We start from the raw sequence: 26,049 nt of genomic DNA on the forward strand, positions 1-26,049 counted from the left end.
AATGAATGCGTGACGGATGCGCTTGCCGCGCCTGCCGGGGCAGGGCGTGGCAAGACCGGGCGACGCCCGATGGGAATGGCTTGCGCAGGCCGCTATCATAGCAACATGCGCAAGAACCAATCGCTCGCCGGAGCGCTCTCCTCGCCCGCCCGACAGGCGCGCCTCATGTCTTCCAGGCCCGCCGGGGCCTTGGCCGCCGCTCGCTCGCGGCGCTGCTGGCGCTGACGATCGCGCTGCCCGCCTGGCCCCAGCAGCGCCTGCTGCTGAATGACGCCACGCGTACCGCGGCCGCCGCCGCCGTGCCGGAGAGCGACAGCCGCGACGGCAGCGACCAGGTCTATGACAACCTGAACCGCAGCGTGAAGGCGGGGCAGAAATCCGATTTTGGCTTGCGCAGCAACAACACCGTGGTGGAGACCTCCGGCGTGCAGTTGCCAGACCTGGGCGACCCGTCGACCGCGTCGCTCACCCCCGACATGGAGCGGCGCCTGGGCGACCGCATCATGCGCGACATCCGGCGCGACCCGGACTACGTCACGGATCCGCTGCTGGCCGATTACCTGAACGCGCTCGGCTATCGCCTGGTGCAGGCGGCGCGCCGGCAGAACATTTCCGGCTCCACCGGCGCCGGCACCTTTGCCACGGGGTTCGAGCTGTTCGCGGTGCGCGACCGCAGCATCAACGCCTTCGCGCTGCCCGGCGGCTATATCGGCGTGCACACCGGCCTGCTGGTGCAGTCCGATACCGAGTCCGAGCTGGCCTCCGTGCTGGGCCACGAAATCGGCCACGTGATGCAGCGGCATATCGCGCGCGGCATTACCAAGCAGGACCAGTCGATGTGGATCGCGCTGGCTTCGATGGTGCTGGCCGGGCTGGCCGCCACCAAGAGCGGCGACGCGGCCGCGGCGCTGGCCATGGGCGGGCAGGCGGCGGCGGTGTCCAACCAGCTGTCTTTCTCGCGCGGCGCCGAGCGCGAGGCTGACCGGGTCGGCTTCCAGATCATGACCGCTGCCGGCTTTGACCCGCAGGGCATGCCTGACTTCTTCAAGCGGCTGCAGCGCGTGATGGGAATTTCGGAAAGCTCGGTGCCGTCGTATGTGCGCACCCACCCGCTCACCTCCGAGCGGATCGCCGACATGCAGGACCGCGTGAGCCATGTGGCGGTGCGCCGCGTGGCGAGCACGCCCGAGTACGAGTTCGCGCGGATGCGCGCCCGCATCCTGCAGGAAACCTCGCCTAGCGATCTGCAGAACGCGCGCGCGGCGCTGCAGACGCAGCTGGCGTCGGCCTCGCCGGCGCGCCTGCCTGCGCTCCACTACGGCATCGCGTTCGCCGAGCAGCGGCTGGGGCGCAACGCCGAGGCCGGGCAGTCCCTTGCCGAGGCCCGCCGCTTGTACGGCACGATCCCTGGCGCGACCTCGGGCAGCCCCATGCTGGATGTGATGGCGATCGAGCTGGCGCGGGCCCAGGGCCGGCAGCAGGACGCGCTGAACCAGGCGGTGGCGTCGATGAAAGCGTTCCCGTTGTCACACGCGGTTGCGCTGAGCTATGCCGCGACCTTGCTCGGCGCTGGCCGCACGGACCAGGCGGTGACCTTCCTGCGCGAGCGCACGCGCGAGGAAATCGCGCGCTCCGAGTGGTGGGACATGCTGGCGCGGGCCTATGCCGCGCAGGGCCGGCGCGTGCAGCAGCACCAGGCGCTGGCGGAGAAGTACGCAGTGGATGGCGCCTACCAGGCCGCCATAGAGCAATTGCAGATCGCCCGCAAGGCAGGCGACGGCGATTTCTACACGCTGTCGGAGGTCGATGCGCGGTTGCACCAGCTGGAGCGCCAGTACCGCGAGGAAAAGCAGGACAACAAGGGCATACCTAACTGACGCCCATGCTCAGGCCACGATTCAGCCCGCCTGCTCAGGCCGCCTGTTCTCCCTCGGACGGTCGGGGCTGGCGCACAAAGCCGTAGCGCGCCGGTACTTCGTCCTCGGTGATCGGCTCGATCTGCACGTCGGCGCCGTTGAAATGAAACACGCCGAGATTGCCGCCGCAGGCCTCGCCGTGCCAGGTGCAGGCACTGCTCAAGCCATCGAGATCATGGTCGTGCAGCAGCGCGGCCTGCAGGCCGCCGCTCTCGCCTTCCACCGTGCCCACCAGCACCACATTGCCGTGCTCGTCCGCGTGGCATGCATGCAGCGTGAAGGCGCGCTGCGAGGTGGTGTGCAGCTTGCCCTGGTGCAGCCGCACGATCCACGGCGCATAGGCCAGCGACACGAACACGCGCTGCGGGCCGTTCTGGAAATACCAGCCACCGTGCTCGTCGCGCTGGTAGTTGCGCTCGATAAAGGCGATCAGCGCCTCGTGGCGGATTGGGTCGCCGGACAGGCCGTGCTGCTGGGCGTACTCATTGCGCATGCGCCATTGTCCGCGCCGGTCCAGCGCCAGCCACCCATAGCAGTTGGGTACGTTGGGCCAGCGGGCCATGGCTTGCTTGACTGTCTCATCCATCTTCGGTGCCTCCTTGCGGGACCGCCCGTGCCCGGGAATCCGCGCTCGTATTCGTTCTGGTGGCGCTGGGCCGCGGGCGCGGCCCGCAAATTCAAGCCACGGCGTCAAAAAACCGCAGGATGCGCGCTGGCAGCCACTGGAGATGCCCGGCATAGGGCAGCACCGGCAGCGCGCGCAGCATATCTTCGCGCGGTGTCATGAACCCGACGTGACCACCGTGCTCGGGCTGCTCCAGCCAGACCTGCGGGCTGACCTCGGCAGGGCCCGGCAGGTGGCGTGCCGGCAGGAAGGGGTCGTTGCGCGCGTTGAGCACCAGCGTGGGCACCTTGATCTCGCCGAGCACCGGCTTGCTGGACGCGCGCGCCCAGTAGTCGTCGGTATCGCGAAAGCCGTGCAGTGGCGCCGTCACGATATTGTCGAAGGCGTACAGGTCGCGGCTGGCGAGCATGGCCTCACGGTCGAACAGCCCGGGATACTGGCTCAGCTTGGCCAGCGACTTGCGTTTCAGGGTTTGCAGGAACATGCGCGTGTACAGCATGTTGAAGCCCTGCGACAGCGCCGCGCCGCCGCCGGCCAGGTCCAGCGGCGCCGAGACCGACGCGGCGGCGCTGATATGTCCCGCGGCGCTGCCTTGTTCGCCCAGCAAGCGCAGCAGCGCGTTGCCGCCAAGCGAAATACCCACCACCAGCAGTTTGCGCCCGTGGCCGCAGTATTGCCGGTGCAGCCGTTCCAGGATCCACTGGAGTTCCTCGGCGTCGCCGGAATGATAGAAGCGCGGCGCCAGGTTCAGCTCGCCCGAGCAGCCGCGAAAGTGCGGGATCACGCCTTGCCAGCCGCGCGCCGCCAGCGCATGCATCATGGCCTGCGCGTAGTGGCTGCCGGAGTCGCCTTCCAGGCCGTGGAACATCACCAGCAGCGGGGTATCGGGCGTGACCGGGTGCGTGGTCCAGTCCAGGTCGACGAAGTCGTCGTCGGGTGCGGTCCAGCGCTCGCGCTTGAAGCTGATGCGTGGCGGGCGCCGCGTGAAGCGCGCCGGGATGATGGTCTGCGCGTGGCCGCCGGCGAGCCACCAGGGCATGCGGCGGCCGCCGCCGAACGAGGCGGCGGCGCGGGTGTCGTCCGGTGCGGGCCGGCGGTGCGAAGGCGGAAGCTGACTCATGCCTGCAAGGCGTTAGGCGATCAGGCGCAGCGCAGACGGGGTGGCCGGCCCGCCGCGCCGCGTGCAATCCTAGTGGAGGGCCTGGCCTGGCGCCGTGCTCACGGTCGCGACCTGGGCGGCGTTGGCCGGGCTGCAATGGATGTGCGCCAGGCGCCAGCCCTCGTGGTTCTGCATCAGCACATAGGTGGTGTGCACGTACAGGTCGGCTTCGACGCGGTCGTCGCCAAAGCGCAGGGCTTCGGTCACGTCGAAGATGGCGACGCCCATCGAGGTATGGCTGCTGGTCTCCATCACGTCGATCAGCACCGGCTGCACGTCGAGCAACTGCGCAAAGGCCTGGCGCAGGTGCTCGTGGCCGATCAGGCGCTGGCCGTCCGGCATCACGCAGGTGACCGAGTCCTCATCCAGCCACAGGCGCAGCGCGCCGTCGGCATCGCGTAGCTTCATGGCCTCGCGAAAGGCTTCGACGATGTCTTCGGCGGAATCGAACAGGCGGGCAAAACGAGGCATGGTGGACTGGGCTCAGGGATTCGTTGGCCGGATAAACACGAACGGCGGGTCAGCGCTTCAGGCCCGGTGCAGGAGCTTGCGCAGCTCCACAAACACCATTTCGGGCTCGATGTCCTTCAGGCAGCGCAGGTGGCCAAGTGGGCACTCACGCTTGAAGCACGGACTGCATTCGAGCTGCAGCCACATGATACTCGCAGCCTGCGACAGCGGGGGTGTATGGCGCGGGTCACTGGAGCCGAACACCGCCACCTGTGGCCGGTTCAGCGCCGCGGTGACATGCATCAGGCCGGAGTCGTTGCACACGGCGGCTTCCGACATGGCCAGCAGGTCCACGGCATCGTCGAGCGAGGTCTGGCCGCACAGGTTGCGCACGAAAGGCGCGCCTTTGACGATCTCGTCGGCGATCTCGGCGTCCTTGGGCGAGCCCAGTGTGACCATTTGCGCATACGGGAACGAGCGCTTGAGCATCTGCGCCAGCTCGGCGAAATGCGCGGCCGGCCAGCGCTTGGCCGGGCCGAACTCCGCACCCGGGCAGAAGGCGATCAGGCGCGTCTGCGGGGCAATGCCGAAGCGCTCCGCGGTCTTGGCCATGCGCACCGGGTCGGTCCGCAGGCGCGGCTCGGACAGGTTCTCCGGCAGGCGGGCGCCGGGCTTGAGCGCCAGCCGCGCGTAGTGCTCCACCATGGGCGGGCGCTGGTCGCGGGGCGGATTGCCGTGGCGGATATTGAGCAGGCCGAAGCGGTTTTCCCCGCGATAGCCAACCCGCAGCGGAATGCCGGCCAGCCAGGGGATCAGCGCGGACTTGAGCGAATTTGGCAGCACATAGGCTGCGTCGTAGCCTTCGTTCTTGAGCTGCTGGGCGAACATCAGCCGGGCCGACAGCTGCAGCTTGCCGTGCGCCAGTTCGCTGGGGAAGACCTGGTGGATCTCGGGCATGCGTGCCAGCACCGGCGCCACCCATTTAGGGGCGAGGGCGTCGATCTGCAGGCGCGGATGGCGCGCTTTCATGAGGGTGAATAGCGGCTGCGCCATCAGGGCGTCGCCGATCCAGTTGGGGGCGATGACGAGGGCTTTTTTCATGAATGGGGCGCTGCCGGAAGGGTTGGCGTGGCGCAGTCTGCGCGCGCCACGCACGCCGACTCTGCGGCGCGCCGCATGGCGGGCCGCAGAGTCGGGGTGTTGCGGTCAAGCGTGGGCCGTGTCAGTGGTGACCCTTGATCACGGTGCCGGGCTTGAGCTTGTAGACGGTCCCGCAGTACGGGCACTTCACCTCGCCGGTGTCGGTCACGTCGAGGAAGACGCGCGGATGGTAGTTCCAGGTCGGCGTGTTGCCGGTGGGGCAGTGCAGCGGAAGGTCTTCCGCGCCGATTTCGATCAGGGAGGCGGTTTGCGTCATGGTGTTGCGGAGATGAATTTAGTTTTTTTGTATGGATTGAAGTATGACTGGATAAGCGGGATAAGCGGTTATGGATTGCCTGGCGGGTTTTTGGGTCGCGCGGCGGTTTCAGACCACGGTCAGCCAGTGCTTGTATTGTTCATTGGTGCCGCCAACCGCCGAGAAGAAAGCGTCCTGGACGCGCTTGGTCACCGGGCCGCGGCGGCCTTCGCCGATCACGCGGTCGTCGAGTTCGCGGATCGGCGTGACTTCGGCCGCGGTGCCGGTGAAGAACGCTTCGTCCGAGCAGTACACCTCGTCGCGCGTGATGCGCTTCTCGCGCACCGCGATGCCGAGGTCGCGGGCGATGGTGAGGATGGCGTCGCGCGTGATGCCGTCCAGGCACGAGGCCAGGTCGGGCGTGTAGATCACGCCGTCGCGCACCACGAACACGTTTTCGCCCGAGCCTTCGCTGACGTAGCCTTCGGTATCCAGCAGCAGGGCTTCGTCGTAGCCCATGCTGGTGGCTTCCTGGTTGGCGAGGATCGAGTTGATGTAATAGCCGCTGGCCTTGGCCCGCACCAGCGATACATTGACATGGTGGCGGGTGAACGAAGACGTCTTGACGCGGATGCCACGCTCCAGGCCTTCCTCGCCCAGGTAGGCACCCCACGGCCACGCGGCAATCGCTACGTGGATGGTGTTGCCCCTGGCCGAGACGCCCATCTTTTCCGAGCCGATCCAGACCAGCGGGCGGATGTAGCAGGACTCGAGCTGGTTGGCCTTCACCACTTCGCGCTGCGCGGCTTCCAGCGTGGCCGCGTCGAACGGCATCTGCATCTGGAAGATCTTGGCCGAGTTGAACAGGCGGCGGGTGTGCTCCTTGAGGCGGAAGATCGCGGTGCCGGCCGGCGTCTTGTAGGCGCGCACGCCTTCGAATACGCCCATGCCGTAATGCAGGGTATGGGTCAGCACATGGATCTTGGCGTCGCGCCATTCGATCATCTTGCCGTCCATCCAGATTTTTCCGTCGCGATCCGCCATCGACATGGTTCTCTCCCTGCGTGCCGCCAGCAATGCAAAACAGGCATTGTAAACCCCGGGCCCCCCCGTGCCAACGTGGGCGCGGGCCCGCCGGGGTCTAAAATCGTCACATTGTGTATGCCGCCACCGCCACCCGTGACCCTGCCGCCGCCGTCTGGACCCACCGCCTCCCATCGTGAATCGCCCGGCCGCATGCACCTCAGGCGGCTTGGCGAGATGCTGTTCTCGGGAGCCTCGGAGGAGGCGATCGGCGAAATGCTGGCGCCGTGGGGGCAGGGCGCCGGCCGCGCCGAAATGCTGGTGCAAGCGGCGTTGGCCAGCGGCGACGCCGCATTGCTGGAGCGGGTGGTGCCAGCCTGGCGCTGGCGCATCTTGCTGGCGATCCTGGACTGTCTCTATTTTGACTGGGATCCCCGCTTTCAACCCTACCTGGATTACGGACTGGCCTGCCACGCCGATGATCCGCTGGCGCTGCCGGTCGCCGTTCGCACCGCGCTGGCCGAGGGACAGCTGTACGCTGGCGAGCGCCCGGCGGCCCTTGCCTTGCTATCCACGATGGGCGACGCCGGCGGCGGGGATGGCGACGCCCTGCGTGCTTTTGCCCACTTGCAGGAAGGCGGCTGGCCAGCCGCCCAGGCGGGCTTCGAGGCCGCGCTCAAGCGGCTGCGGACCGAAAGCCGCCAGCGAACCGGGCTGATGCCGCCCTCGCTGGCGCCTTGCTACCCGCTGTCCTTGCTGGCCCAGCGCACGCCGGCCCACCTCGAGCAGGCCCGCAAGTTCTGCCAGGCGGAAGCGGGCACGCGCAGCCCGGTGCCGACCGAGCGCTGGGGGCTGTGGTGCCACGTGCTGGCCGTGCACAAGGGCGATGCGCGGCTGGACGAAGCCGCGTTCGAATTGGCTCCCGATGTCCCGCCGCTCGCGCAGTTCTGGCGCGTGCTGCTGCGCGCCTGGCTCGGCGACGTGAAGCAAGCCAGCGGACGCCGCCAGCCGGCGGCCGCCCGTGCCGAGGCCATCGCGGCCCTGCATGCGCGCCTGCAAGGCTGCGGCCTGCACTGGTTCGCGCAGCAGCTGGACGCCGCGCGGGCCCTGGAAACGGACGAACCAGTGCCGCAAACCTTCTTCGCCGGCCAGCGCCAGGAAAGCTGGCGGCTCGCGCTCGAAGCCTTGCAGGCCCTGGCGGGCGAGGCGCGCGCGCCCGACGGCGCCAGCGCCAGCCGCCTGTTGTGGGCGCTGACCATCGACGCCGATGGCGCGGTCGGCACCATCGAGCCGCTGGAGCAGCAGCGCGGCCCGCGCGGCTGGAACAAGCCGCGTCCCGTGCCGCTGGCCCGCCTCGCCGAAGACGACCCCCAGTGCGCGAGGCCCCGGCGATGGACAGCTTCCTGCCCGCCGGCAGCCGCGCGGACGCCGAGGCCTTGCGCCAGATCACCGTGCTGCGCGAAGGCTCGCAGCGCCTGCGCGTGATCCGCCTCACGCCCGCGCAGCAGGGCGCGGCGCAATTGATCGCCGACGGGCTGGCGGTGCCGGCCGAGGCCCATGCGCAGCTCGACGCCACGCTGCGCGCGCTGTCCGGTCATTTCCAGGTGCACGCCGACCACGACGGCAGCGCCCGCGAACTCGAGACCGAGAGCCGCCTGCGCGCCGAGTTGTCGCCGCTGGGCGAAGGCCTTTCCCTGCGCCTGGTGGTGACGCCGCTGGGCCCCCTCGGGCCACGGCTGGCCCCGGGCGGCGGGCGCGAGCGGCTGATGGCGGCGGTCAAAGGGGAGAGCCTTGCCACGGTGCGCGACCTCAAGGCCGAGCTGGCCCATGTGGCCGCGGTCTTCGACGCGCTGCCCTTCCTGGTGCCGCGCGCGCCGGAAAGCGGTGAGTACGACTGGACCCTGGCCGACCCGGAGGAAGCGTTGTCGGTGGTCGAGCAGTTGCCGGGGCTGGCCGCCGTGCTGGCGGTGGAATGGCCTCGCGGCAAGGAAATCCGCGTGGTGGGCGCCGACATCCCGCAACTGGCGGTGCATATCGAAACCGAGAGCGAATGGTTCAAGCTGGTCGGCGAGCTGGGCGTGGCCGAGGGGCTGGTGCTCCAGCTCGGCCAGTTGCTGGCCTGGGCCGGCAGCCACGCCGGGCGCTTCATGCCGATGGGCCAGGGCGTCTATGTGGCGCTCACGCGTAGCCTGCGCGCCAGGCTGCGCGACCTCGCCAGCGTTGCGCACAGCGTGCCCGGCGGCATCAAGGTGCCGCTGATGGCGGCGCCCTGGCTGGACGACGTGCTGGCCGGCGCGGGCATCGACCCCGACCAGCATTTCCGCCAGCGCGTGGCGCGGCTGCGCCGGGCGCGCAATCGCGACGCCGTGCTGCCGCCCAACCTCGCCGCCGAGCTGCGGCCTTACCAGGAAGACGGCTATCGCTGGGGCGCTGGGCCATGTCGCTTGCCGAGGCCGGCTTCGGCGCCTGCCTGGCCGACGACATGGGGCTGGGCAAGACGCTGCAGGCGCTCGCCGTGATGCTGGCGCGGGCCGACGGCGGCGCCGCGCTGGTGATCGCGCCAACCTCCGTGTGCGGCAACTGGGCCGAAGAGGCAAGGCGCTTCGCGCCGACGCTGCGCGTGCACATCTATGCCGAAGGCGAGCGCGCGGCCTTGCTGGAACAGGCCGGCCCGCATGACGTGGTGATCGTCTCGTACACGCTGCTGCTGCAGGCGCGCGAGGCCTTCTGCCAGCGCGAGTGGCACACGGTGGTGGCCGACGAAGCGCAGGCGTTCAAGAACGCCGCCACCAAGCGCTCGCAGGCGGTGTTCGAGCTGCGGGCCGATTTCCGCATGGCGCTGTCAGGCACCCCGGTGGAAAACCGGCTGGCCGAGCTGTGGTCGATCATGCGCTTTTGCAACCCCGGCCTGCTTGGCTCGCTGGTCCGCTTCAACGAGCACTTCGCCGTGCCGATCGAGCGCAATGGCGTGCGCGAGGCGGCCCAGCGGCTGCGCCGCATGATCGCGCCGTTCGTGCTGCGCCGGACCAAGGCTCAGGTGCTGGACGAACTGCCGCCGCGCACCGAGCTGGTGTTGCGCATCGAGCAGGACCCGATCGAGGCGGCCCACTATGAAGCGCTGCGCCGCCAGGCGCTCGCCGAAGCCGAGGCCGTGGTCAAAGGCCCGAAGGCCCGCAAGACCCCCGCCGGCCAGCCCGCCGCCGAGGCGCGCATCCATGTGCTGGCGCAACTCATGCGGATGCGGCGCGCCGCCTGCGACGCGCGCCTGGTCACGCCCGAGCTGCAACTGGAGCTCGGGCAGGCGGGCGCCAAGGTGCGTGCCTTCGTGCAACTGGCGGGCGAACTGGCCGCCAACGGGCACAAGACGCTGGTCTTCAGCCAGTTCGTCGACTTCCTGCAGTTGCTGCGCCGGGGGCTGGACGAGGCCGGCCTGGCCTGGCAGTACCTCGACGGCGCCACGCCGGCGGCCGAGCGCACGCGGCGCGTGGCGGCGTTCCAGGCCGGCGAAGGGGATGTCTTCCTGATCAGCCTGAAGGCCGGCGGCTTCGGCCTCAACCTCACGGCCGCCGACTACGTGATCATCGCCGACCCCTGGTGGAACCCGGCGGCGGAGGACCAGGCCATGGGACGCGCCCATCGCATCGGGCAGCAGCGCCCGGTGACCGTCTATCGCCTGATCAGCGCGGGCACCATCGAAGAACGTATCCTCACGCTGCATCACGGCAAGCGCGCGCTGGCCGATGGCATCCTGGAGGCGGGCGAGGATGGCGGTGCCGGATTCATCGGCACGGCGGCGGCGCTGCCTGACATCGACGAACTGGTGGGACTGCTGCGCAGCTAGGGGAGCAAGGGACGCCCGGCGCCAGCCGGGGCGATGGGATGCCACCGGAATCCCGGTCCATGTCTGCTTATACCAACATGGCATACCTTCAAGCGAACTCCATCGTTGGTAATGCGGCGGATCGTTGGTATCTTGCTGTCTTGGCCCGGGGCGCCAGACCCCGGCCGGCAGCCCCGACCCGCATTCCTTTTATCGACGGTACCCCCATGTTCCGCACTGCTACCCGCCGCATCTCGCCCGTTTTCCATTCGTCCCGTGCTTCCCGCCTGGCCGCCGGCCTTGGCTTGCTGGCCGCGCTGAGCACGCTGGCCGCGCCGGCTCGGGCGCAGGATCCGGCCTGGCCGGCCCAGCCGATCACCATCCTGATGGGCTTTACCGCCGGCTCCGGCGTGGACATGGTTGGCCGCACGCTGCAGGAATCGCTGCAGAAGTCGCTCAAGGCCACCATCATCTATGACTACCGCCCCGGCGCCGGCGGCAATGTCGCCTCCGAAGTGGTGGCCCATGCCAAGCCCGACGGCTACACGCTGCTGCTCGGCACCGCCGCCACCCACGGCATCAACCCGGCCCTGTACAAGAGCCTGCCGTTCGATGCCGAAGCCGATTTCACGCCGGTCGCGCCGCTGGTGGAAGTCTCCAACGTGCTGACCGTGAACCCCGCCGTGATCGATGTGAAATCGGTCAAGGAGTTCATCGAGAAGGTCAAGGCCAATCCCGGGAAGTACAACTACGCGTCGACCGGCAACGGTACCGGCACCCATCTGGCCTTTGCCGAATTCAACGCGCGCGCCGGCCTGGATATGGTCCATGTGCCGTACAAGGGCGGCCCTGACGCGCTGCAAGCCGTACTCAAGGGCGAGGTCTGCTGCATTTTTAATCAGGTGCAGAGCGTATTGCCGCAATATCGTGCCGGCAAGGTGCGGCTGCTTGGCGTGACCACCAAGAATCCCGTGGCGGTGATTCCCGAAGTGCCGACGATCGCCGAAAGCGGCTTGCCTGGCTTCAACAGCACCATCTGGTTTGGCTTCTTCGGTCCCAAGGGGCTCGACCCCAAGATCAGCAAGAAGCTCAACGATGCGGTCAAGGTGGCGCTGGAAACGCCGGCCATCCGGCAGAAGCTGATCGAGGCAGGTAATTCGCCGCGAATCGAGACGGTGGAGCAGTTCCGGGGCACGGTGAAGGCGGATCGGCAGAAGTGGGCGGGGGTGGTTAGGAGTGTTGGGGCGTCTGTTGATTGATGGGGTGTTGGTTGATTGGCGCAAGGGCAGAACCGTTGGCTCTTGCTCTTTTAGTTGGTGATTTTTGTTGCGGCGTTGGTTTTTGCACCCAAAAAGCCGTACGACATCCCCCCTGCGGGGCCCGCAGGGGGATGTCGTACGGCACTTGGGTGCAAAAACCAACGCCGCAGCAAAACCGACCAAAAACGCCAGCCAACCAACCAACCAACCCAACCCCCCCTCCCCCCAACAAGTTAAGCAACCACTTACCACCCCCTCCCACTCCCCCTATAATGCCCAATTCCCCCTAAGGGTTAGCCCGCCCCCGGCGGCTGCCATCCCCCCAGCCTTCAGCTATGACCTTCCGACCGCCCCAGGCCCTGCTGCGTCCCTGGCATCGTTTTGCCCCGGCCGAGCGGGCTGGCTTTATCGAGGGGCGCGTTATTTCGCGCCGTCCCTGCCTGCCGTGTTCTCCTGGGGCCTGGTGACGGGCGTGGCCATGAGCAAGTCGGTGATGAACGTGCCCGAGGCGATCGGCATGTCGTTGCTGGTCTATGCGGGCTCGGCCCAGTTGTCCGTGCTGCCGCTGTTTGCCGCGGGCCTGCCGCTATGGACGGTGTGGCTGACCGCGGCCATCGTCAACCTGCGCTTCGTGATCTTCAGCGCGGGGCTGCAGCCGCATTTCAGCTACCTGCCACTGTGGCGCCGGACGCTGCTGGGGTCGTTCAACGGCGACCTGCATTTCGTCTACTTCATGCAGCGCTATGCCACGCCAGGCCATGAGCCGGGCAAGGAGGGGTACTTCTGGGGCATGGCGCTGACCAATTTCGCCATGTGGCAGGTTTCGTCGATCATCGGCATCGTGCTGGCCAGCGCGTTCCCGGATAGCTGGGGCCTGGGGCTGGCCGGCACGCTGGCGCTGATTCCGGTGATGGTCACGACCATCCGCTCGCGCTCCACGCTGCTGGCGGTGGCGGTGGCTTCGACGGTGGCGCTGCTGTGCTTCGACCTGCCTTACCGGCTCGGCCTGGTGGCGGCCGTGGTGGGGGCGATCGCGGCCGGCATGGCCAGCGATGAACTGGCGGCCCGCGCGACCTTGCGCGGTATCCGCCGCCGCAAGGCCGAGCATGCGCCCGCGCAGGCAGTGGCCCAGGCCCCGGCCCAGGCTGCAAAGGACCGGGCATGAGCCATCTCGAGATCTGGATCGCGCTGGTCGGCATGGCGCTGGTGACCATCGTCACGCGTGCGCTGTTCCTGATGGCGGGCGAGCGCGTGACGGTGCCGGACCGCATCCAGCGCGCGCTGCGTTACGCGCCCGCGGCGGCGCTGGCGGCCATCATCCTGCCCGACCTGATGACCTGGCACGGGCATTTCACGCTGGCCCCCAGCAACTACAAGCTGGTGGCCGGCGCGGTGGCGCTGGTGTTCTACCTGGCGACGCGGCGTATGGTAGGCATGATCGTGGCGGGCATGGCGGTCTATACCGCACTGCGGCTGCTTGGCTGAGCCGGGGCCTGGCGGATGCCGGGCCCCTAAGGCGCGGCCCGCTAGGCAGCATCGCCGGCGTCGCACTCCTGCTGCCCGGGGCCGAGCGCCGTGCCCAGCTGGGTCAGCAGCCGGGTCAGGCGGGCCTGCGTGCTGGCACCGGTCTTGAGGAATACCGCCTTGAGCTGGCTGCGCGCGGTTTCGTGCCGCACGTTCAGGCGCTCGCTGGCTTCGGGCAGGCCCATGCCGTGCAGTTGCGGCAGTTCCGCCGGCGCCTGCGCGTCTTCATGGATCACCATCAGCGCGGCGGGTTGCTGCCAGGGCAGCGCAAAGACATGGGATGCCGGCAGCGGCAGCACGATCAACTGCGCGCAGGCGCCGTTGCCGTGGCGGGCGATTGCCGCCTGCGCCGGCACCGTGCTGCGCGGCGCGCAGGCCGCGCTCACCATGTCGGTCAGCGAGCGCGACAACTGCCACTCGCCGGTCTTGCCGGCGGGGTCCAGCCGCCGCACCCAGCGCTCGCCGATGCCATTGCTCAGCAGCACGCGCCGCTCGGGCGAGAAGGCGATCACGCCGAACGACAGGCGCTCCAGGATCTGCCCTGACAGTTGCGCCAGCGTCGACAGCCCGATGGTACGGTCGCGCATGGCCATGGCGCTGCGCATGTGAGGCAGCGCCCAATCCAGCGCGCTGACATCCGCCGGCGTGAAATTGCCTTGCGAGAACGAGCGCTGCAGCGCGAAATACACTTCGTAGTGGGGCTTTCGCTCGACCAGGCAGGCCGCGTAGGAGCACAGGTCGAAGCGGTGGAAGAATTCCCGGTAGAAGGGGCTGCGCTGCATCGCGCCTTCGCCGAAATCGCGCGCGTCGATGTACCACTCCCCGGGGGAGAGGTTGTGGGCAAACAGCTTGCCCGGATCGAGCGCGTGGAATTCCTTCTCGTAGGCACTGAACAGTTCCTGCACCGGGCGCACCATCTCGTTGACCATCATCAGGTCGCGATCGGTGTCGCGCACGAGCATCGACGCGTGCGCGCTGCCTACGATATTGCTCAAGGTGTGCAGACTTTGCTGCCAGGCCTGCGCGTCAAGAATTCCTTCGTACAAGCCACGGATTGCCCCGTGCATGTCTTCGTTCATGATTACCCCTGCTTCTCGACAACGGCGTTAGCCGAGTGGCGCCGACGCCGCTTCCCGTAAGCGCGTCCGGCGCCAGTGCCTTGGATCCCGTCTCAGGCGGGGCCTCTGGCTATGTTTTTGCGTGCTTATCTTGTACCAACTTGTGTATACATTGCCCGCTTTGACAGCAGCGTACGAGACGCGGGGCAATTGTCGCACCCCTCTTTCAGGGGGTGCGTTGCAGGGGCACGGCACGCCGTTCGCCGCATGTGGCGAAAAAGGCACCCTTGCCCGGGTGCATCCGGGGCGCAATCCCGCAAAATGGCCTTTGCGATCAGGTAAAATGCCGATTTTCCCCGATTTTCGCTCTCCAGCCACCGCCATGACCTCTGTCCTGCGTCTTTCCGATCTCATCTCCCAAGGCAAAATTGCCGGCAAGCGGGTTTTTATCCGCGCCGACCTGAACGTGCCGCAGGATGACGCCGGCCACATCACCGAAGACACCCGCATCCGCGCATCCGTGCCGGCTATCGAGGCCTGCCTGCAGGCTGGCGCCGCCGTGATGGTGACGTCGCACCTGGGCCGCCCGACCGAAGGCGAGTTCAAGCCAGCGGATTCGCTGGCGCCCGTGGCCACGCGCCTTGCCGAACTGCTCGGCAAGCCGGTCAAGCTCGTGCAGAACTGGGTCGATGGCAACGGCGACGTGAGCACGGTCAAGCCCGGTGAAGTGGTGCTGCTGGAAAACTGCCGCGTCAACAAGGGCGAAAAGAAGAACAGCGACGAACTGGCGCAGAAGATGGCCAAGCTGTGCGACGTCTACGTAAACGATGCCTTCGGCACCGCGCACCGCGCCGAAGCCACCACCCACGGCATCGCCAAGTACGCGCCCATCGCCTGCGCCGGCCCGCTGCTGGCTGCCGAGATCGATGCGCTGGGCAAGGCCCTGGGCCAGCCGGCGCGCCCGCTGGTGGCGATCGTCGCCGGCTCCAAGGTGTCCACCAAGCTGACCATCCTCAAGACGCTCGCCAGCAAGGTCGACAACCTGATCGTCGGCGGCGGCATTGCCAATACGTTCATGCTGGCGGCCGGCCTCAAGATCGGCAAGTCGCTGGCCGAGCCGGACCTGGTGGCCGACGCCCGCACCATCATCGACCTGATGGCCGCGCGCGGCGCTTCGGTGCCGATTCCCGTGGACGTGGTGTGCGCCAAGGCATTCAGCGCCACCGCGGTGGCCACCGTCAAGGACGCGCAGGACGTGGCCGACGATGACATGATCCTCGACATCGGCCCCAAGACCGCGCAGATGCTGGCGGACCAGCTCAAGCTGGCCGGCACCATCGTGTGGAACGGCCCGGTCGGCGTGTTCGAGTTCGACCAGTTCAGCAACGGCACCAAGGTGCTGGCGCAAGCCATCGCCGAGTCCAAGGCGTTCTCGATCGCCGGTGGCGGCGACACGCTGGCGGCCATCGCCAAGTACGGCATTGCCGACCAGGTGGGCTACATCTCCACCGGCGGCGGCGCCTTCCTGGAATTCCTGGAGGGCAAGAAGCTGCCCGCGTTCGAGGTGCTGGAACAGCGCGCCGCGGGCTGAGGGTGGCGGGTTTGCGTGGGTTTGGCGCTGGCATGGCCGGCAAGCGCGGACTGGCGGCGTTGCTGCTGGCCGCCTCGCTTCTGGCCCTGAGCGCGTGTGGCCGCCCGGGTGGCGGTGCGCCCGAGGGGCGTCCCCTGGCAGCCGCCGCGGCCGGCGGGATGGCCGCCGGCGAGTTGGCGCGGGGCGGCCAGAGCGAGCAGCAGGAGGCGGAGCGCCGCTACCTGGCGCTGAAGTACGCGCTGACGGTGGAGAATTCCGCCGACGCCCTGGAGACTGGCTGGAAGAGCGTTGTGCAACGCTGCCAGGCGCTCGGCTGCGAGTTGCTGGCGACGGTGCGCCGCCGCGCGGCGAGCTGCGCGCGCGCATCGCGCCCAAGGCCTTGCCGGATCTGCTGAAGGCGGCCGAGCAGGGCGGCACGGTGGTGTCCAACGGGGTGTCGAGCGAGGACAAGACCGATCAGGTGATCGATGCCGAAGCCCGCATCAAGAACACCACCGAGCTGCGCGACCGCCTGCGCGCCATGCTGCAAAACGCGCGCGGCCCGCTGCGCGACGTGATCGAGCTGGAGCGCGAGCTGGCGCGCGTGCAGGGTGAGCTGGACACGATCAACGGATTGCGCAAGATGCTGGCGGCGCAAACCGATCGCAATGAGGTTCGCATCGACTTTGTCGCGCGCGAGACCTTCGTCAGCCAACGCAAGGTGTCGCCGCTGCGCGCTGCCGTGGGCGATATCGCCGAGTTGTTCCTCGGCAGCCTGGCCATGCTGATCCGCGTGGCCGCCGGCGCGCTGCCGTGGCTGCTGGTTGGTGTGCCGCTGCTGTGGTTTGCGCTGGCCTGGCGCCGGCGCCGCGTGGCGCGCAGGAAGCAAGCCGTGCCGGCGTCGCCGGACGGCGCTGGCCCTCGATAAGGAAAATCAGTTCATGACCCGTTCCACCAAGATCGTCGCTACCATCGGCCCCGCTTCCAGCACGCTGGAAATCCTGACGCGCATGATCGCGGCCGGGGTCGACGTGGTGCGCCTGAACTTCTCCCACGGCAAGGCCGAAGACCACATCGAGCGCGCCCGCCTGGTGCGCGAGGCGGCCAAGGCCTGCGGCCGCGAAGTCGCCATCATGGCCGACCTGCAAGGCCCGAAGATCCGGGTCGGCAAGTTCGAGCACGGCAAGATCACCTTGAAGGTGGGCGAGCCGTTCATCCTCGACGCGACCTGCACCCTGGGCAACCAGGATCGCGCCGGCCTCGACTATGAGGACCTGCCGCGCGACGTCGGCCCGGGCGACCTGCTGCTGCTCAACGACGGCCTGATCGTGCTGGTGGTGGAACGGGTGATCGGCCATGAGATCTTCACCAAGGTCAAGATCGGTGGCGAGCTGTCCAACAACAAGGGCATCAACCGCCAGGGCGGCGGGCTGTCGGCGCCGGCGTTGACCGCCAAGGACATGGAAGACATCAAGACCGCCATGGCGCTGGGCGCGGACTATGTCGCGGTGAGCTTCCCGAAGAACGCCACCGATATGGAGATGGCCCGCCAGCTCGCCGCGGTGGCCGGCCAGCCGCACCAGCACAAGGCCCGCATGATCGCCAAGATCGAGCGCGCCGAGGCCATCCGCCCGGGCGTGCTCGAGGAAATCCTGCAAGCCTCCGACGGCATCATGGTGGCCCGTGGCGACCTGGCCGTGGAGGTGGGCAACGCGGCCGTGCCGGCGTTGCAAAAGCGCATGATCCGGCTGGCGCGGGAAGCCAACAAGCTGACCATCACCGCCACCCAGATGATGGAGAGCATGATCGTCAACCCGGTGCCCACGCGCGCCGAGGTGTCGGACGTGGCCAACGCCGTGCTGGATGGCACTGACGCCGTGATGCTGTCGGCCGAGACCGCCGCCGGCAGCTACCCGGTGGAGACGGTGGAAACCGTGGCCCTGGTGTGCGTGGAGGCCGAGACAGTCCGAGGTGGTCCAGCTCGGATACCTATTTCCTCAACCAGACCTTTGGCCGCATCGACCAGTCGATTGCCATGGGCGCATTGTTCACCGCCTATCATTTGCAGGTGAAGGCCATTGCCGCGCTGACCGATTCCGGCGCCACCGCGCTGTGGATGAGCCGGCATCGCATCCATGTGCCGATCTACGCGATGACGCCCAACCTGGCCTCGCAGCGCAAGATGCAGCTGTACCGCAATGTGGTGCCGCTGCCGCTGGAAGCCAGCGCCGACCGCGACACCGCGCTGGAACAGGCCGAAGAGCTGCTGCTGTCGCAAGGCGTGGTGCAGCGCGGCGACTTTATCGTGCTGACCATTGGCGAGCCGATGGGCCAGCCGGGTGGCACGAACACGCTGAAGATTGTCCGGGTAGGCGCCTGATATGTGCCGCGCCGGACAGACAGCTGGCGCTTGAGTACGCAGGGTCCCCCAGGATAAGCGCGTCGAGACGGTGTCTCACGCGAAAAGCAAAAGAACGACTGAACGACTGAACGACTAGGTCAACTAGGTCAACTAGGTCAACTAGGTCAACTAGATCATTAAACGAGACACCCCATTCTTTCTTTAGGAGTTTGACATGCCACTCGTATCGATGCGCCAGCTGCTCGACCACGCCGCCGAAAACGGCTACGCGCTGCCCGCCTTCAACGTGAACAACCTGGAACAGGTTCAGGCCATCATGCAGGCCGCCGACGAAGTCAATGCGCCGGTGATCATGCAAGCCTCCGCAGGCGCGCGCAAGTACGCCGGCGAGCACTTCCTACGCCACCTGATCGAAGCCGCGGTGGAAGCCTATCCGCATATCCCGGTGGTGATGCACCAGGATCACGGCCAGTCGCCGGCGATCTGCCAGGCCGCGATCGACCTGGGCTTCTCCTCGGTGATGATGGACGGCTCGCTGCGTGAAGACGGCAAGACCCCGTCCGACTACGAGTACAACATCGACGTGACCCGCAAGGTGGTGCAGCTCTCGCACGCCATCGGCGTGACCGTGGAAGGCGAACTTGGCTGCCTGGGCTCACTCGAGACCGGCGAAGCCGGCGAGGAAGACGGCATCGGCGCGGAAGGCAAGCTGGACCACTCCATGCTGCTGACCGACCCCGAGCAGGCCGCCGACTTCGTCAAGGCCACCCAGCTGGACGCCCTGGCGATCGCCATCGGCACCTCGCACGGCGCCTACAAATTCACCCGCAAGCCCACCGGCGACATCCTGGCGATCGACCGCATCAAGGAAATCCACGCGCGCATCCCCAACACCCACCTGGTGATGCACGGCTCGTCGTCGGTCCCGCAGGAACTGCTGGCAGAAATCCGCCAGTTCGGCGGCGACATGAAGGAAACCTATGGCGTGCCGGTCGAGGAAATCCAGGAGGCCATCAAGTACGGCGTGCGCAAGATCAATATCGACACCGATATCCGCCTTGCCATGACCGGCGCCATCCGCCGCTTCTTTGCCGAGAACCCGAGCAAGTTCGACCCGCGCGAATACCTCAAGCCGGCCCGCGAAGCCGCCAAGCTGGTTTGCAAGGCACGCTACATCGCCTTCGGCTGCGAAGGCCAGGCCGCCAAGATCAAGCCGGTCTCGCTCGACGCCATCGCGCAAAAGTACAAGTCCGGCGAACTCGCCCAGGTCGTGCAATAAGCAGGACCCGTACCGTCCCCGCCCCGATCCCGTCAAACGGGGAGGCGCGGGGACGACGCTTTTCAGGCCCCGGCACCGGGGCGCTGAAAAGCGCTAACAAAATGAAGCGAAGCAGTTGTTCTGGCCCGGTGCCAGAATCATTCTGTTAGTGCCTCCCATCGGAACCACCGAACCACCGAACCACCATGTCGAACGCTCTCTATCAGTCCTCCATCACTTCGCTGCCGCTGCTTGGCCACGGCAAGGTCCGCGACAACTACGCAGTCGGCGACGATAAGCTGCTGATCGTCACCACCGACCGCCTGTCGGCCTTCGACGTCATCCTGGGCGAGCCGATCCCGGCCAAGGGCCGCGTGCTCAACCAGATGGCCAACTTCTGGTTCAAGAAGCTGGCCCACATCGTGCCGAACCACGAAACCGGCATTGCCGCCGAGACCGTGGTAAGCCCTGCCGAAGTCGAGCAGGTGCAAGGCCGCGCCGTGGTGGTCAAGCGCCTCAAGCCGATCCTGGTGGAAGCCGTGGTGCGCGGCTACCTGGCCGGCAGCGGCTGGAAGGACTACCAGGCTACCGGCAGCGTCTGCGGCATCGAACTGCCCGCCGGCCTGCAGAATGCGCAAAAGCTGCCCGAGCCGATCTTCACCCCGGCCGCCAAGGCCGAGATGGGCGAGCACGACGAGAACATCTCCTTCGCCGAAACGGAAGCGCGCATCGGCGCCGACCTGGCCCGCCAGATGCGCGACATCTCGATCCGCCTGTACAAGGAAGCGGCCGACTACGCCGCCACCCGCGGCATCATCATCGCCGACACCAAGTTCGAGTTCGGCCTGGACGAGAACGGCACGCTGACGCTGATGGACGAAGTGCTGACCGCCGATTCCTCGCGCTTCTGGCCCGCGGATTCGTACGAAGTCGGCACCAACCCGCCGTCCTTCGACAAGCAGTTCGTGCGCGACTGGCTGGAAGCCGTGCGCATCGACGGCAAGCCCTGGCCCAAGACCGCCCCGGCGCCGGCGCTGCCCGCCGACGTGATCGAGAAGACCGCCGCCAAGTACCGTGAGGCGCTGACGCGCCTGACCGGCGAGGAACTGCAGTAATTTTTGCCGGCGCCGTGGCCGGCTGGCGTGCCAAAGCCGTCTGCAATGGCGACGGCTGTTACTCCCTCTCCCCTCAGGGCGAGAGGGGAGCGAACCAACGCAAGACGAAGGTTGGCGCGGTCCCCATGCGCCAGACAGATTTTTAAGGACTTAACGTGAGCAATACAGCCAAGCCGCTGGTCGGCGTTGTGATGGGCAGCAGTTCCGACTGGGACGTGATGCAGAACGCGGTCGCCATGCTGAAGGACTTCGGCGTGGCCTTCGAGGCACGCGTGGTTTCCGCCCACCGCATGGCCGACGACATGTTCGAGTACGCCGCCACCGCGCGCGAGCGCGGCCTGCGCGCCATCATCGCCGGTGCCGGCGGTGCCGCGCACCTGCCCGGCATGATCGCCGCCAAGACCATCGTGCCGGTGTTCGGTGTGCCGGTGCCGTCGCGCTACCTGCGCGGCGAGGACTCGCTGCTGTCGATCGTGCAGATGCCCAAGGGCGTGCCGGTCGCCACCTTCGCCATCGGCGAAGCGGGCGCCGCCAATGCCGCGCTGCACGCCATCGCCACGCTCGCCACCACCGACGACGCGCTGGCCGCGGCGCTGGAAGCGTTCCGCGCCAAGCAGACCGAGGCTGCCCGCGCGATGACGCTGCCGGTGTAACACGCCTGTTCGCACGCACACCGACTAGCCCCAAGCCCCCGAATCCGGAAAGACGCGCAATGCCAACCGATATCCATCCCCACCTGGTCGAAGCCCACACGCCGGAGTCGCGTGCCGAGTTCGGCATCGACAATCCCAGCGCGCCGGTACTGCCCGGCGCCTGGCTCGGCATGCTCGGCGGCGGCCAGCTCGGCCGCATGTTCACCCATGCCGCGCAGTCGATGGGCTACAAGGTCTGCGTGCTCGATCCGGACCAGGACAGCCCGGCCGGCACGATCGCCGAGAAGCATATCTGCGCGGCGTATACGGATGAAGCCGCGCTGGCCGAGATGGCCAAGCTGTGCCCGGCGGTGACCACCGAGTTCGAGAACGTGCCTTCGCTCTCGCTCGACCGGCTCGAGCAGCTCGGTGCCTTCGTCGCGCCGCGCGGCTACTGCGTGTCGATCGCGCAGAACCGCATCGGCGAGAAAAAGTTCTTCGCCTCCTGCGCCGAGCGCACCGGCGTGCCCACCGCGCCGCACTGGGTGATCCAGCACGACGCCGATGTCGACCAGCTGCCCGAGAACCTGCTGCCCGGCATCCTCAAGACCGCGCGTATGGGCTATGACGGCAAGGGCCAGGCCCGCGTCAAGACCCGCGAGGACGTGCGCGCCGCATGGCGCGCCATGCAGCACGTGCCGTGCGTGCTGGAGCAGATGCTGCCGCTGGCCTATGAGGTCTCGGTACTGGCCGCGCGCGCCGCGGACGGCACCACCGCCACCTGGCCGCTCGCCGAAAACGTGCACCGCGACGGCATTCTGTTCTCCACCTTGATGCCGTCCACCAGCGTCTCCGACGAGATCGCCGCGCGTGCCCGCGCCGCCGCCGCCACCATCACCACCGAGATGGGCTACGTAGGCGTGCTGTGCATCGAATTCTTCGTGCTGACCGACGGCTCGCTGGTCGCCAATGAGATGGCGCCGCGCCCGCACAACTCCGGCCACATCACCATGGACGCATGCGAGACCAGCCAGTTCGAGCAGCAGGTCCGCGCCATGGCGCGCCTGCCGCTAGGCAGCACGCGCCAGCACTCGGCCGGCAAGATGCTTAACCTGCTGGGCGATGTGTGGTTCGAGTTCGGCCTGGAGCGCACGCCGGCCTGGGACGAAGTGATGGCGCAAGCCGGCGCCAAGCTGCACCTGTACGGCAAGAGCGATGCGCGCCCCTCGCGCAAGATGGGCCACGTGAATTGCGTGGGCGGCGAGGCAGCTGACGCCGAGCGCGCCTTCGACGCGGCCTTGCGGGCGCTGCACATTGCGCCTTGATGGTTTGCCCGGCGCATGCGCCGGGCTTTCCGTTTCCCTGCTTTCGTCGTTTCGTAGTTCCGTCGCTTCATAGTAACGCCACCCCCAGAGATCCCCGATGTCGCGCATGCCCACGTCCGCCGAACTTGACCAAGCGGTCCAACTGCTGGAAGCCGGCGAGCTGGTCGCCTTCCCGACCGAGACGGTCTACGGCCTCGGCGCCGACGCCGAGAACCCCGAGGCCATTGCCCGCATCTACGCGGCCAAGGGGCGCCCGTCCAATCACCCGATCATCGTGCACGTGGTGGATGGCGGCGACATCAGCTACTGGGTGGACGATGTGCCGCCGGCCGCGCAAGACCTGATCGATGCCTTCTGGCCCGGCCCGCTCACACTGATCCTCAAGCGCGCCGCGCATATCCCGGCGGCGGTCGCCGGCGGCCAGGACAGCATTGGCTTGCGTTGTCCGTCGCATCCCGTGGCGCAGGCGTTGCTGGGCCGCTTCAAGCGTGGCCGTGGCGGCATCGCCGCGCCGTCCGCCAACAAGTTTGGCCAGGTCAGCCCGACCACGGCGCAGCACGTGCGCGATGAGTTTGGCGACTCGGTCTTTGTGCTGGAGGGCGATGATGTCGAGGTTGGCATCGAATCGACCATCGTGGACCTGTCGCGGCTGGAGCAGGGCATTGGCCCGGTGCTGCTGCGCCCAGGCGCCATCACGCCGGCCATGATGGCGCAGGTGCTGGGCGTCACGCCGCTGCCGCCGGATGCTGCCGCGCCGCGGGCGTCAGGCACGCTGAAGGCGCACTATGCGCCGCACACGCCGCTGGCTTTGTGTGCTGCTGCGGATTTGCCTGCGCAACTGGTCGATTTGCCCGCCGACGCGCGAGTGGCGTGGGTTGGTGTTCAGGCGGCTGCCGATCCGCGGTGTGTGTGGGTGCAGGCGCCTGCCGATGCCGAGGGTTATGCGCGGGCGCTCTATAGCTTGTTGCGGCGGCTGGATGGGGATGGGTTTGCGCGGCTGGTGTTTGAGGCCTTGCCGGCCGGGCATGAGTGGGATGGGGTTCGGGATCGGTTGCAGCGGGCGGCTGCTGCGTTTGGGGGGTAGGTGTTTGGGGTTGTGAGTTGTTGGGGCTATCGGGCTGTCGGGCTGTCCGCTGCAACTGCAACTGCAACTGCAACTGCAAAATCAGCTTCAGCTTCAACTGCTTAACGTCAAGGGCAACGGCAGTTTCACCACCCCTGCGGGGCGGCGACCTTACGGCCTTGGCACACCTTCACGGCTCGCTTCGCATCGCGCTTGGGTGATTTACACCGAATCGATGCTCCCCTCTCCCACTCAGGGTGCGCCCTGATACACCCACTGCAACAGGGCGTCGTGGGCGTCGCGGGCTTGCGCTGCGTTGGCGTGGTTGATGTAGCTGACCACCACATAGCGATCGCCGTTCAGCGCATCGACATAGCCGGCAAGCGCTCGTACATCGTTCAACGTTCCCGTCTTCATGTAGGCATTGCCGGCTGCGCCGGCGCGCGTCAGGCGGTTGCGCAGCGTGCCATCCACGCCGAGGATCGGCAGCGAATCCATCAGCACCGGTCCGACTTCGCTAGCCAGCGCCTGCTGCAGCAGGCGCGACATATCGTAGGCACTGATCCGTTCTTCGCGCGATAGCCCCGAGCCGTTGTCCAGCACCAGGCCGGGCATGTCCAGTCCCTGGCGTGCCAGCCAGCGCTGCACGACCTTGGCCGAGCGGGTGGTGGTGGCCGGGCCGCCGCGATCCATTTCCGCGCCGATGGTCAGGTAAAGCTGGCGGGCCATCACATTGTTCGAGAACTTGTTGATGTCGCGCACGATTTCCGAGAGCGGCTGGCCGTAGTGGCGTGCCAGCAGGAAGGCGTTGCGCGGTGCGCGGCCCATGCGCAGGGCTGGCTGGTGGGTGAAGCGGCCGCCGGCCAGTTGCCATTCGGCGACGAATCCGCCCCAGGCGAATTCGTTGTGCGAGAGCGTGGCGATATTGACCACATGTTCGCCGCAGTCGGCGGCGTAGCTGCCGTCGAAGGAGGCTAGCACCGTGCCGTCGGGTTGCGGCGTGACGGCGGGGCGGGCGCGTGCCGACCAGTCGCCGCATTTGCCATTGGACAGCGCGAGGTGGTTGTCGAGCTTGAGCTGCGCCAGCGCGGGCGTGACCGAAACCGCGACCGACTGGTTGGCCGGGTCGGGCGTGATGGTAAACGACAGCGTCTTGAAGGCGTAGAGCAGCGCGTCGGGGCTGACGTTGTAGGCGCGCTGGGTTTCGCCATCGATGGTGGCGCCGTTGTCGAGGGCGGAGTCGAAGTAGCTGCGGTCCAGCACCAGGTCGCCGTTGATGGTGGTGGCGCCTGCAGTGCGGGCGGCGCTGACCAGCTTGGCCATTTCTTCCGGCACCAGCTTGGGGTCGCCGTAGCCGCGCAGGTAGACGTTGCCGTTGACGGTGCCGTCGGCACCGGGCTGGTTGTCGGCATAGAGCGCAGTCTGCCAGCGGTAGCCGGGGCCAAGCAGCTGGAGCCCGGCGAAGGTGGTGACCAGCTTCATGGTGGAAGCCGGGTTCATCGGCGTCTGCGCGTTCCAGCTTACGCGGGGCGCCGGCGCGCCGACCTTGATCACGTAGAAGCTGGTGGCCGAGGCGGGTACGTGCGCGCGCTTGAGCGCGGTTGTCACGCTGCCTGGCAGGCCCGAGCGCGGCTCGGCGGGCGCGGCCGCGGCGTGGGCGGCCTTGGTCTTGTGAACGGGGGTTTTAGCGGTGGCGGCGGCCAGGCCGCTGATGCACAACAGCCCGGCGGCGCAAAGCGGCAGCAGGCGGCGAAGAATTGGGGAAGGGCGTTTCGGCATGGTGCCCATGTTAACGCATGGGCCCGAGGGCGGATGACGCCGCCTTTCGATTTCCGCGGGATTTCCCGAGAATTTCCGCCTAGTTCTCCGCGGCGTTCGTGGCGTGCGCTATCTCGGCCGCGCCCATCGCGTTAGGCGGCGCAAGCTTGCCGAGCAGCGCGCGCAGCGTGTCTTGTTCCTGCGCCGACAACGCCCCGGCGACCCGCGCATCATGCGCGCACACCGCGGCGGTGGCGGATTCCAGCGTGCGCTGTCCCGCGGGGGTCAGCACCAGGCTGTAGGCGCGGCGGTCGTGCGGCGCCGGGCGGCGCGCCACCAGCTTCATGTCTTCCAGCGCGTCGACCAGCAGTACGGCGCCCGAGCGCGCGATGCCCAGGATGCTGGCCAGCTCGGTCAGCTTGAGCAGTGGATTGCGCGAGATGATCACGAGCGCGGAAAAACGCGGCGGCGTGATGTTCCACTGCGCCAGCGATTGCACGAAATCCTCGTAGATGCGAATCTGCGCGCGGCGGATGGCGTAGCCGACCAGGCTGTCCAGCACGCCGTAGTCGATATTGGCGATATGCGGGTCGAAGCCGCCGGATGCATCGGCTGGCTGGCCGGTGCCGGCGGGATCTGGGGCGAGGGCGTCGCGGCTGCGGCGCGTTCGCGCCTTTGCTGTGGTCATGATGCCTTGGCGTCAGTCGATGGATGTGGGTGGCGGTGGGCGGCCTGA

At 67.7% G+C, this 26,049-nt stretch carries 20 protein-coding genes and 3 pseudogenes; 14 read left to right on the forward strand and 9 right to left on the reverse strand.

The window, feature by feature from the left end; translation table 11 throughout:
• Positions 1 to 299: 299 nt before the first annotated feature.
• The gene (locus OR16_RS11135) at positions 300 to 1,877 is read left to right on the forward strand and encodes a M48 family metalloprotease (protein ID WP_006158067.1); all 1,578 of its coding nucleotides are present in this window, start codon (positions 300 to 302) and stop codon (positions 1,875 to 1,877) included.
• Positions 1,878 to 1,911: 34 nt separating this feature from the next.
• Here OR16_RS11135 and OR16_RS11140 read toward each other — a convergent pair whose 3' ends face one another.
• The 6 genes from OR16_RS11140 to OR16_RS11165 form a co-directional block, all read right to left on the reverse strand.
• On the reverse strand, positions 1,912 to 2,502 hold the full coding sequence (locus OR16_RS11140) for a DUF2946 family protein (protein ID WP_006158068.1): 591 nt from the start codon (positions 2,500 to 2,502) through the stop codon (positions 1,912 to 1,914).
• 91 nt (positions 2,503 to 2,593) lie between these two features.
• The gene (locus OR16_RS11145; protein WP_006158069.1) at positions 2,594 to 3,661 is read right to left on the reverse strand and encodes a YheT family hydrolase; all 1,068 of its coding nucleotides are present in this window, start codon (positions 3,659 to 3,661) and stop codon (positions 2,594 to 2,596) included.
• Positions 3,662 to 3,730: 69 nt separating this feature from the next.
• A complete protein-coding gene (locus OR16_RS11150; RefSeq protein ID WP_006158070.1) occupies positions 3,731 to 4,171 on the reverse strand; it encodes a YybH family protein in 441 nt (146 codons plus the stop codon).
• 57 nt (positions 4,172 to 4,228) lie between these two features.
• Positions 4,229 to 5,251: a lipopolysaccharide heptosyltransferase II gene (waaF, locus tag OR16_RS11155; RefSeq protein WP_006158071.1), complete on the reverse strand. Its 1,023-nt coding sequence runs from the start codon at positions 5,249 to 5,251 to the stop codon at positions 4,229 to 4,231.
• Between the two features lie 121 nt (positions 5,252 to 5,372).
• Positions 5,373 to 5,567, reverse strand: a complete 195-nt coding sequence (locus OR16_RS11160) for a zinc-finger domain-containing protein (protein WP_006158072.1) — start codon at positions 5,565 to 5,567, stop codon at positions 5,373 to 5,375.
• A gap of 108 nt (positions 5,568 to 5,675) precedes the next feature.
• Positions 5,676 to 6,596, reverse strand: coding sequence for a branched-chain amino acid transaminase (locus OR16_RS11165; protein ID WP_006158073.1), 921 nt, complete (start codon positions 6,594 to 6,596; stop codon positions 5,676 to 5,678).
• A gap of 111 nt (positions 6,597 to 6,707) precedes the next feature.
• On the opposite strand from OR16_RS11165, the pseudogene OR16_RS11175 reads away from it, so the two are divergent.
• The 4 genes and pseudogenes from OR16_RS11175 (at position 6,708) to OR16_RS11190 (ending at position 13,133) form a co-directional block, all read left to right on the forward strand.
• Positions 6,708 to 10,410 (forward strand): annotated as a pseudogene (locus tag OR16_RS11175) (SNF2-related protein).
• A 206-nt stretch (positions 10,411 to 10,616) separates the two neighbouring features.
• Positions 10,617 to 11,648 carry a Bug family tripartite tricarboxylate transporter substrate binding protein gene (locus OR16_RS11180; protein ID WP_006158074.1) on the forward strand — a complete coding sequence of 344 codons (1,032 nt, stop codon included), beginning with the start codon at positions 10,617 to 10,619 and terminating at the stop codon, positions 11,646 to 11,648.
• A 335-nt stretch (positions 11,649 to 11,983) separates the two neighbouring features.
• Positions 11,984 to 12,813, forward strand: a pseudogene (locus OR16_RS11185) (AzlC family ABC transporter permease).
• Positions 12,810 to 13,133, forward strand: a complete 324-nt coding sequence (locus OR16_RS11190; RefSeq protein ID WP_006158076.1) for an AzlD domain-containing protein — start codon at positions 12,810 to 12,812, stop codon at positions 13,131 to 13,133. Before OR16_RS11185 ends, OR16_RS11190 begins: the two are co-directional and overlap by 4 nt.
• Positions 13,134 to 13,174: 41 nt before the next feature.
• Here the strand turns inward: OR16_RS11190 and OR16_RS11195 are convergent, their stop codons facing one another.
• Positions 13,175 to 14,251, reverse strand: coding sequence for a helix-turn-helix transcriptional regulator (locus OR16_RS11195; RefSeq protein WP_006158077.1), 1,077 nt, complete (start codon positions 14,249 to 14,251; stop codon positions 13,175 to 13,177).
• A gap of 361 nt (positions 14,252 to 14,612) precedes the next feature.
• Between OR16_RS11195 and OR16_RS11200 the strand changes: the two genes are divergently transcribed.
• The 9 genes and pseudogenes from OR16_RS11200 to OR16_RS11240 all read left to right on the forward strand — a co-directional run bounded on the left by OR16_RS11200 (position 14,613) and on the right by OR16_RS11240 (position 23,576).
• Positions 14,613 to 15,821 carry a phosphoglycerate kinase gene (locus tag OR16_RS11200; RefSeq protein ID WP_006158078.1) on the forward strand — a complete coding sequence of 403 codons (1,209 nt, stop codon included), beginning with the start codon at positions 14,613 to 14,615 and terminating at the stop codon, positions 15,819 to 15,821.
• A 32-nt stretch (positions 15,822 to 15,853) separates the two neighbouring features.
• Positions 15,854 to 16,216, forward strand: coding sequence for a hypothetical protein (locus tag OR16_RS45585; RefSeq protein ID WP_006158079.1), 363 nt, complete (start codon positions 15,854 to 15,856; stop codon positions 16,214 to 16,216).
• Entirely contained in the window at positions 16,201 to 16,728 is a 528-nt protein-coding gene (locus OR16_RS45590) for a DUF4349 domain-containing protein (protein ID WP_006158080.1), read from the forward strand. Before OR16_RS45585 ends, OR16_RS45590 begins: the two co-directional genes overlap by 16 nt.
• A gap of 13 nt (positions 16,729 to 16,741) precedes the next feature.
• A pseudogene (pyk, locus tag OR16_RS11215) lies at positions 16,742 to 18,180 on the forward strand (pyruvate kinase).
• Positions 18,181 to 18,376: 196 nt separating this feature from the next.
• The gene (gene fba, locus OR16_RS11220; protein WP_006158081.1) at positions 18,377 to 19,441 is read left to right on the forward strand and encodes a class II fructose-bisphosphate aldolase; all 1,065 of its coding nucleotides are present in this window, start codon (positions 18,377 to 18,379) and stop codon (positions 19,439 to 19,441) included.
• 185 nt (positions 19,442 to 19,626) lie between these two features.
• On the forward strand, positions 19,627 to 20,535 hold the full coding sequence (locus OR16_RS11225) for a phosphoribosylaminoimidazolesuccinocarboxamide synthase (RefSeq protein WP_006158082.1): 909 nt from the start codon (positions 19,627 to 19,629) through the stop codon (positions 20,533 to 20,535).
• Between the two features lie 155 nt (positions 20,536 to 20,690).
• Positions 20,691 to 21,188, forward strand: a complete 498-nt coding sequence (purE, locus tag OR16_RS11230) for a 5-(carboxyamino)imidazole ribonucleotide mutase (protein WP_006158083.1) — start codon at positions 20,691 to 20,693, stop codon at positions 21,186 to 21,188.
• A 59-nt stretch (positions 21,189 to 21,247) separates the two neighbouring features.
• A complete protein-coding gene (locus tag OR16_RS11235; protein ID WP_006158084.1) occupies positions 21,248 to 22,492 on the forward strand; it encodes a 5-(carboxyamino)imidazole ribonucleotide synthase in 1,245 nt (414 codons plus the stop codon).
• Between the two features lie 97 nt (positions 22,493 to 22,589).
• Entirely contained in the window at positions 22,590 to 23,576 is a 987-nt protein-coding gene (locus OR16_RS11240; protein ID WP_006158085.1) for an L-threonylcarbamoyladenylate synthase, read from the forward strand.
• A gap of 231 nt (positions 23,577 to 23,807) precedes the next feature.
• Here the strand turns inward: OR16_RS11240 and dacB are convergent, their stop codons facing one another.
• The gene (gene dacB, locus OR16_RS11245; protein ID WP_006158086.1) at positions 23,808 to 25,343 is read right to left on the reverse strand and encodes a D-alanyl-D-alanine carboxypeptidase/D-alanyl-D-alanine endopeptidase; all 1,536 of its coding nucleotides are present in this window, start codon (positions 25,341 to 25,343) and stop codon (positions 23,808 to 23,810) included.
• A 70-nt stretch (positions 25,344 to 25,413) separates the two neighbouring features.
• On the reverse strand, positions 25,414 to 26,001 hold the full coding sequence (locus OR16_RS11250) for a MarR family winged helix-turn-helix transcriptional regulator (protein ID WP_006158087.1): 588 nt from the start codon (positions 25,999 to 26,001) through the stop codon (positions 25,414 to 25,416).
• Between the last annotated feature and the right edge of the window lie 48 nt (positions 26,002 to 26,049).

It is taken from the genome of Cupriavidus basilensis OR16 (genome assembly GCF_000243095.1).
GTDB classification, from domain to species: domain Bacteria; phylum Pseudomonadota; class Gammaproteobacteria; order Burkholderiales; family Burkholderiaceae; genus Cupriavidus; species Cupriavidus basilensis_D.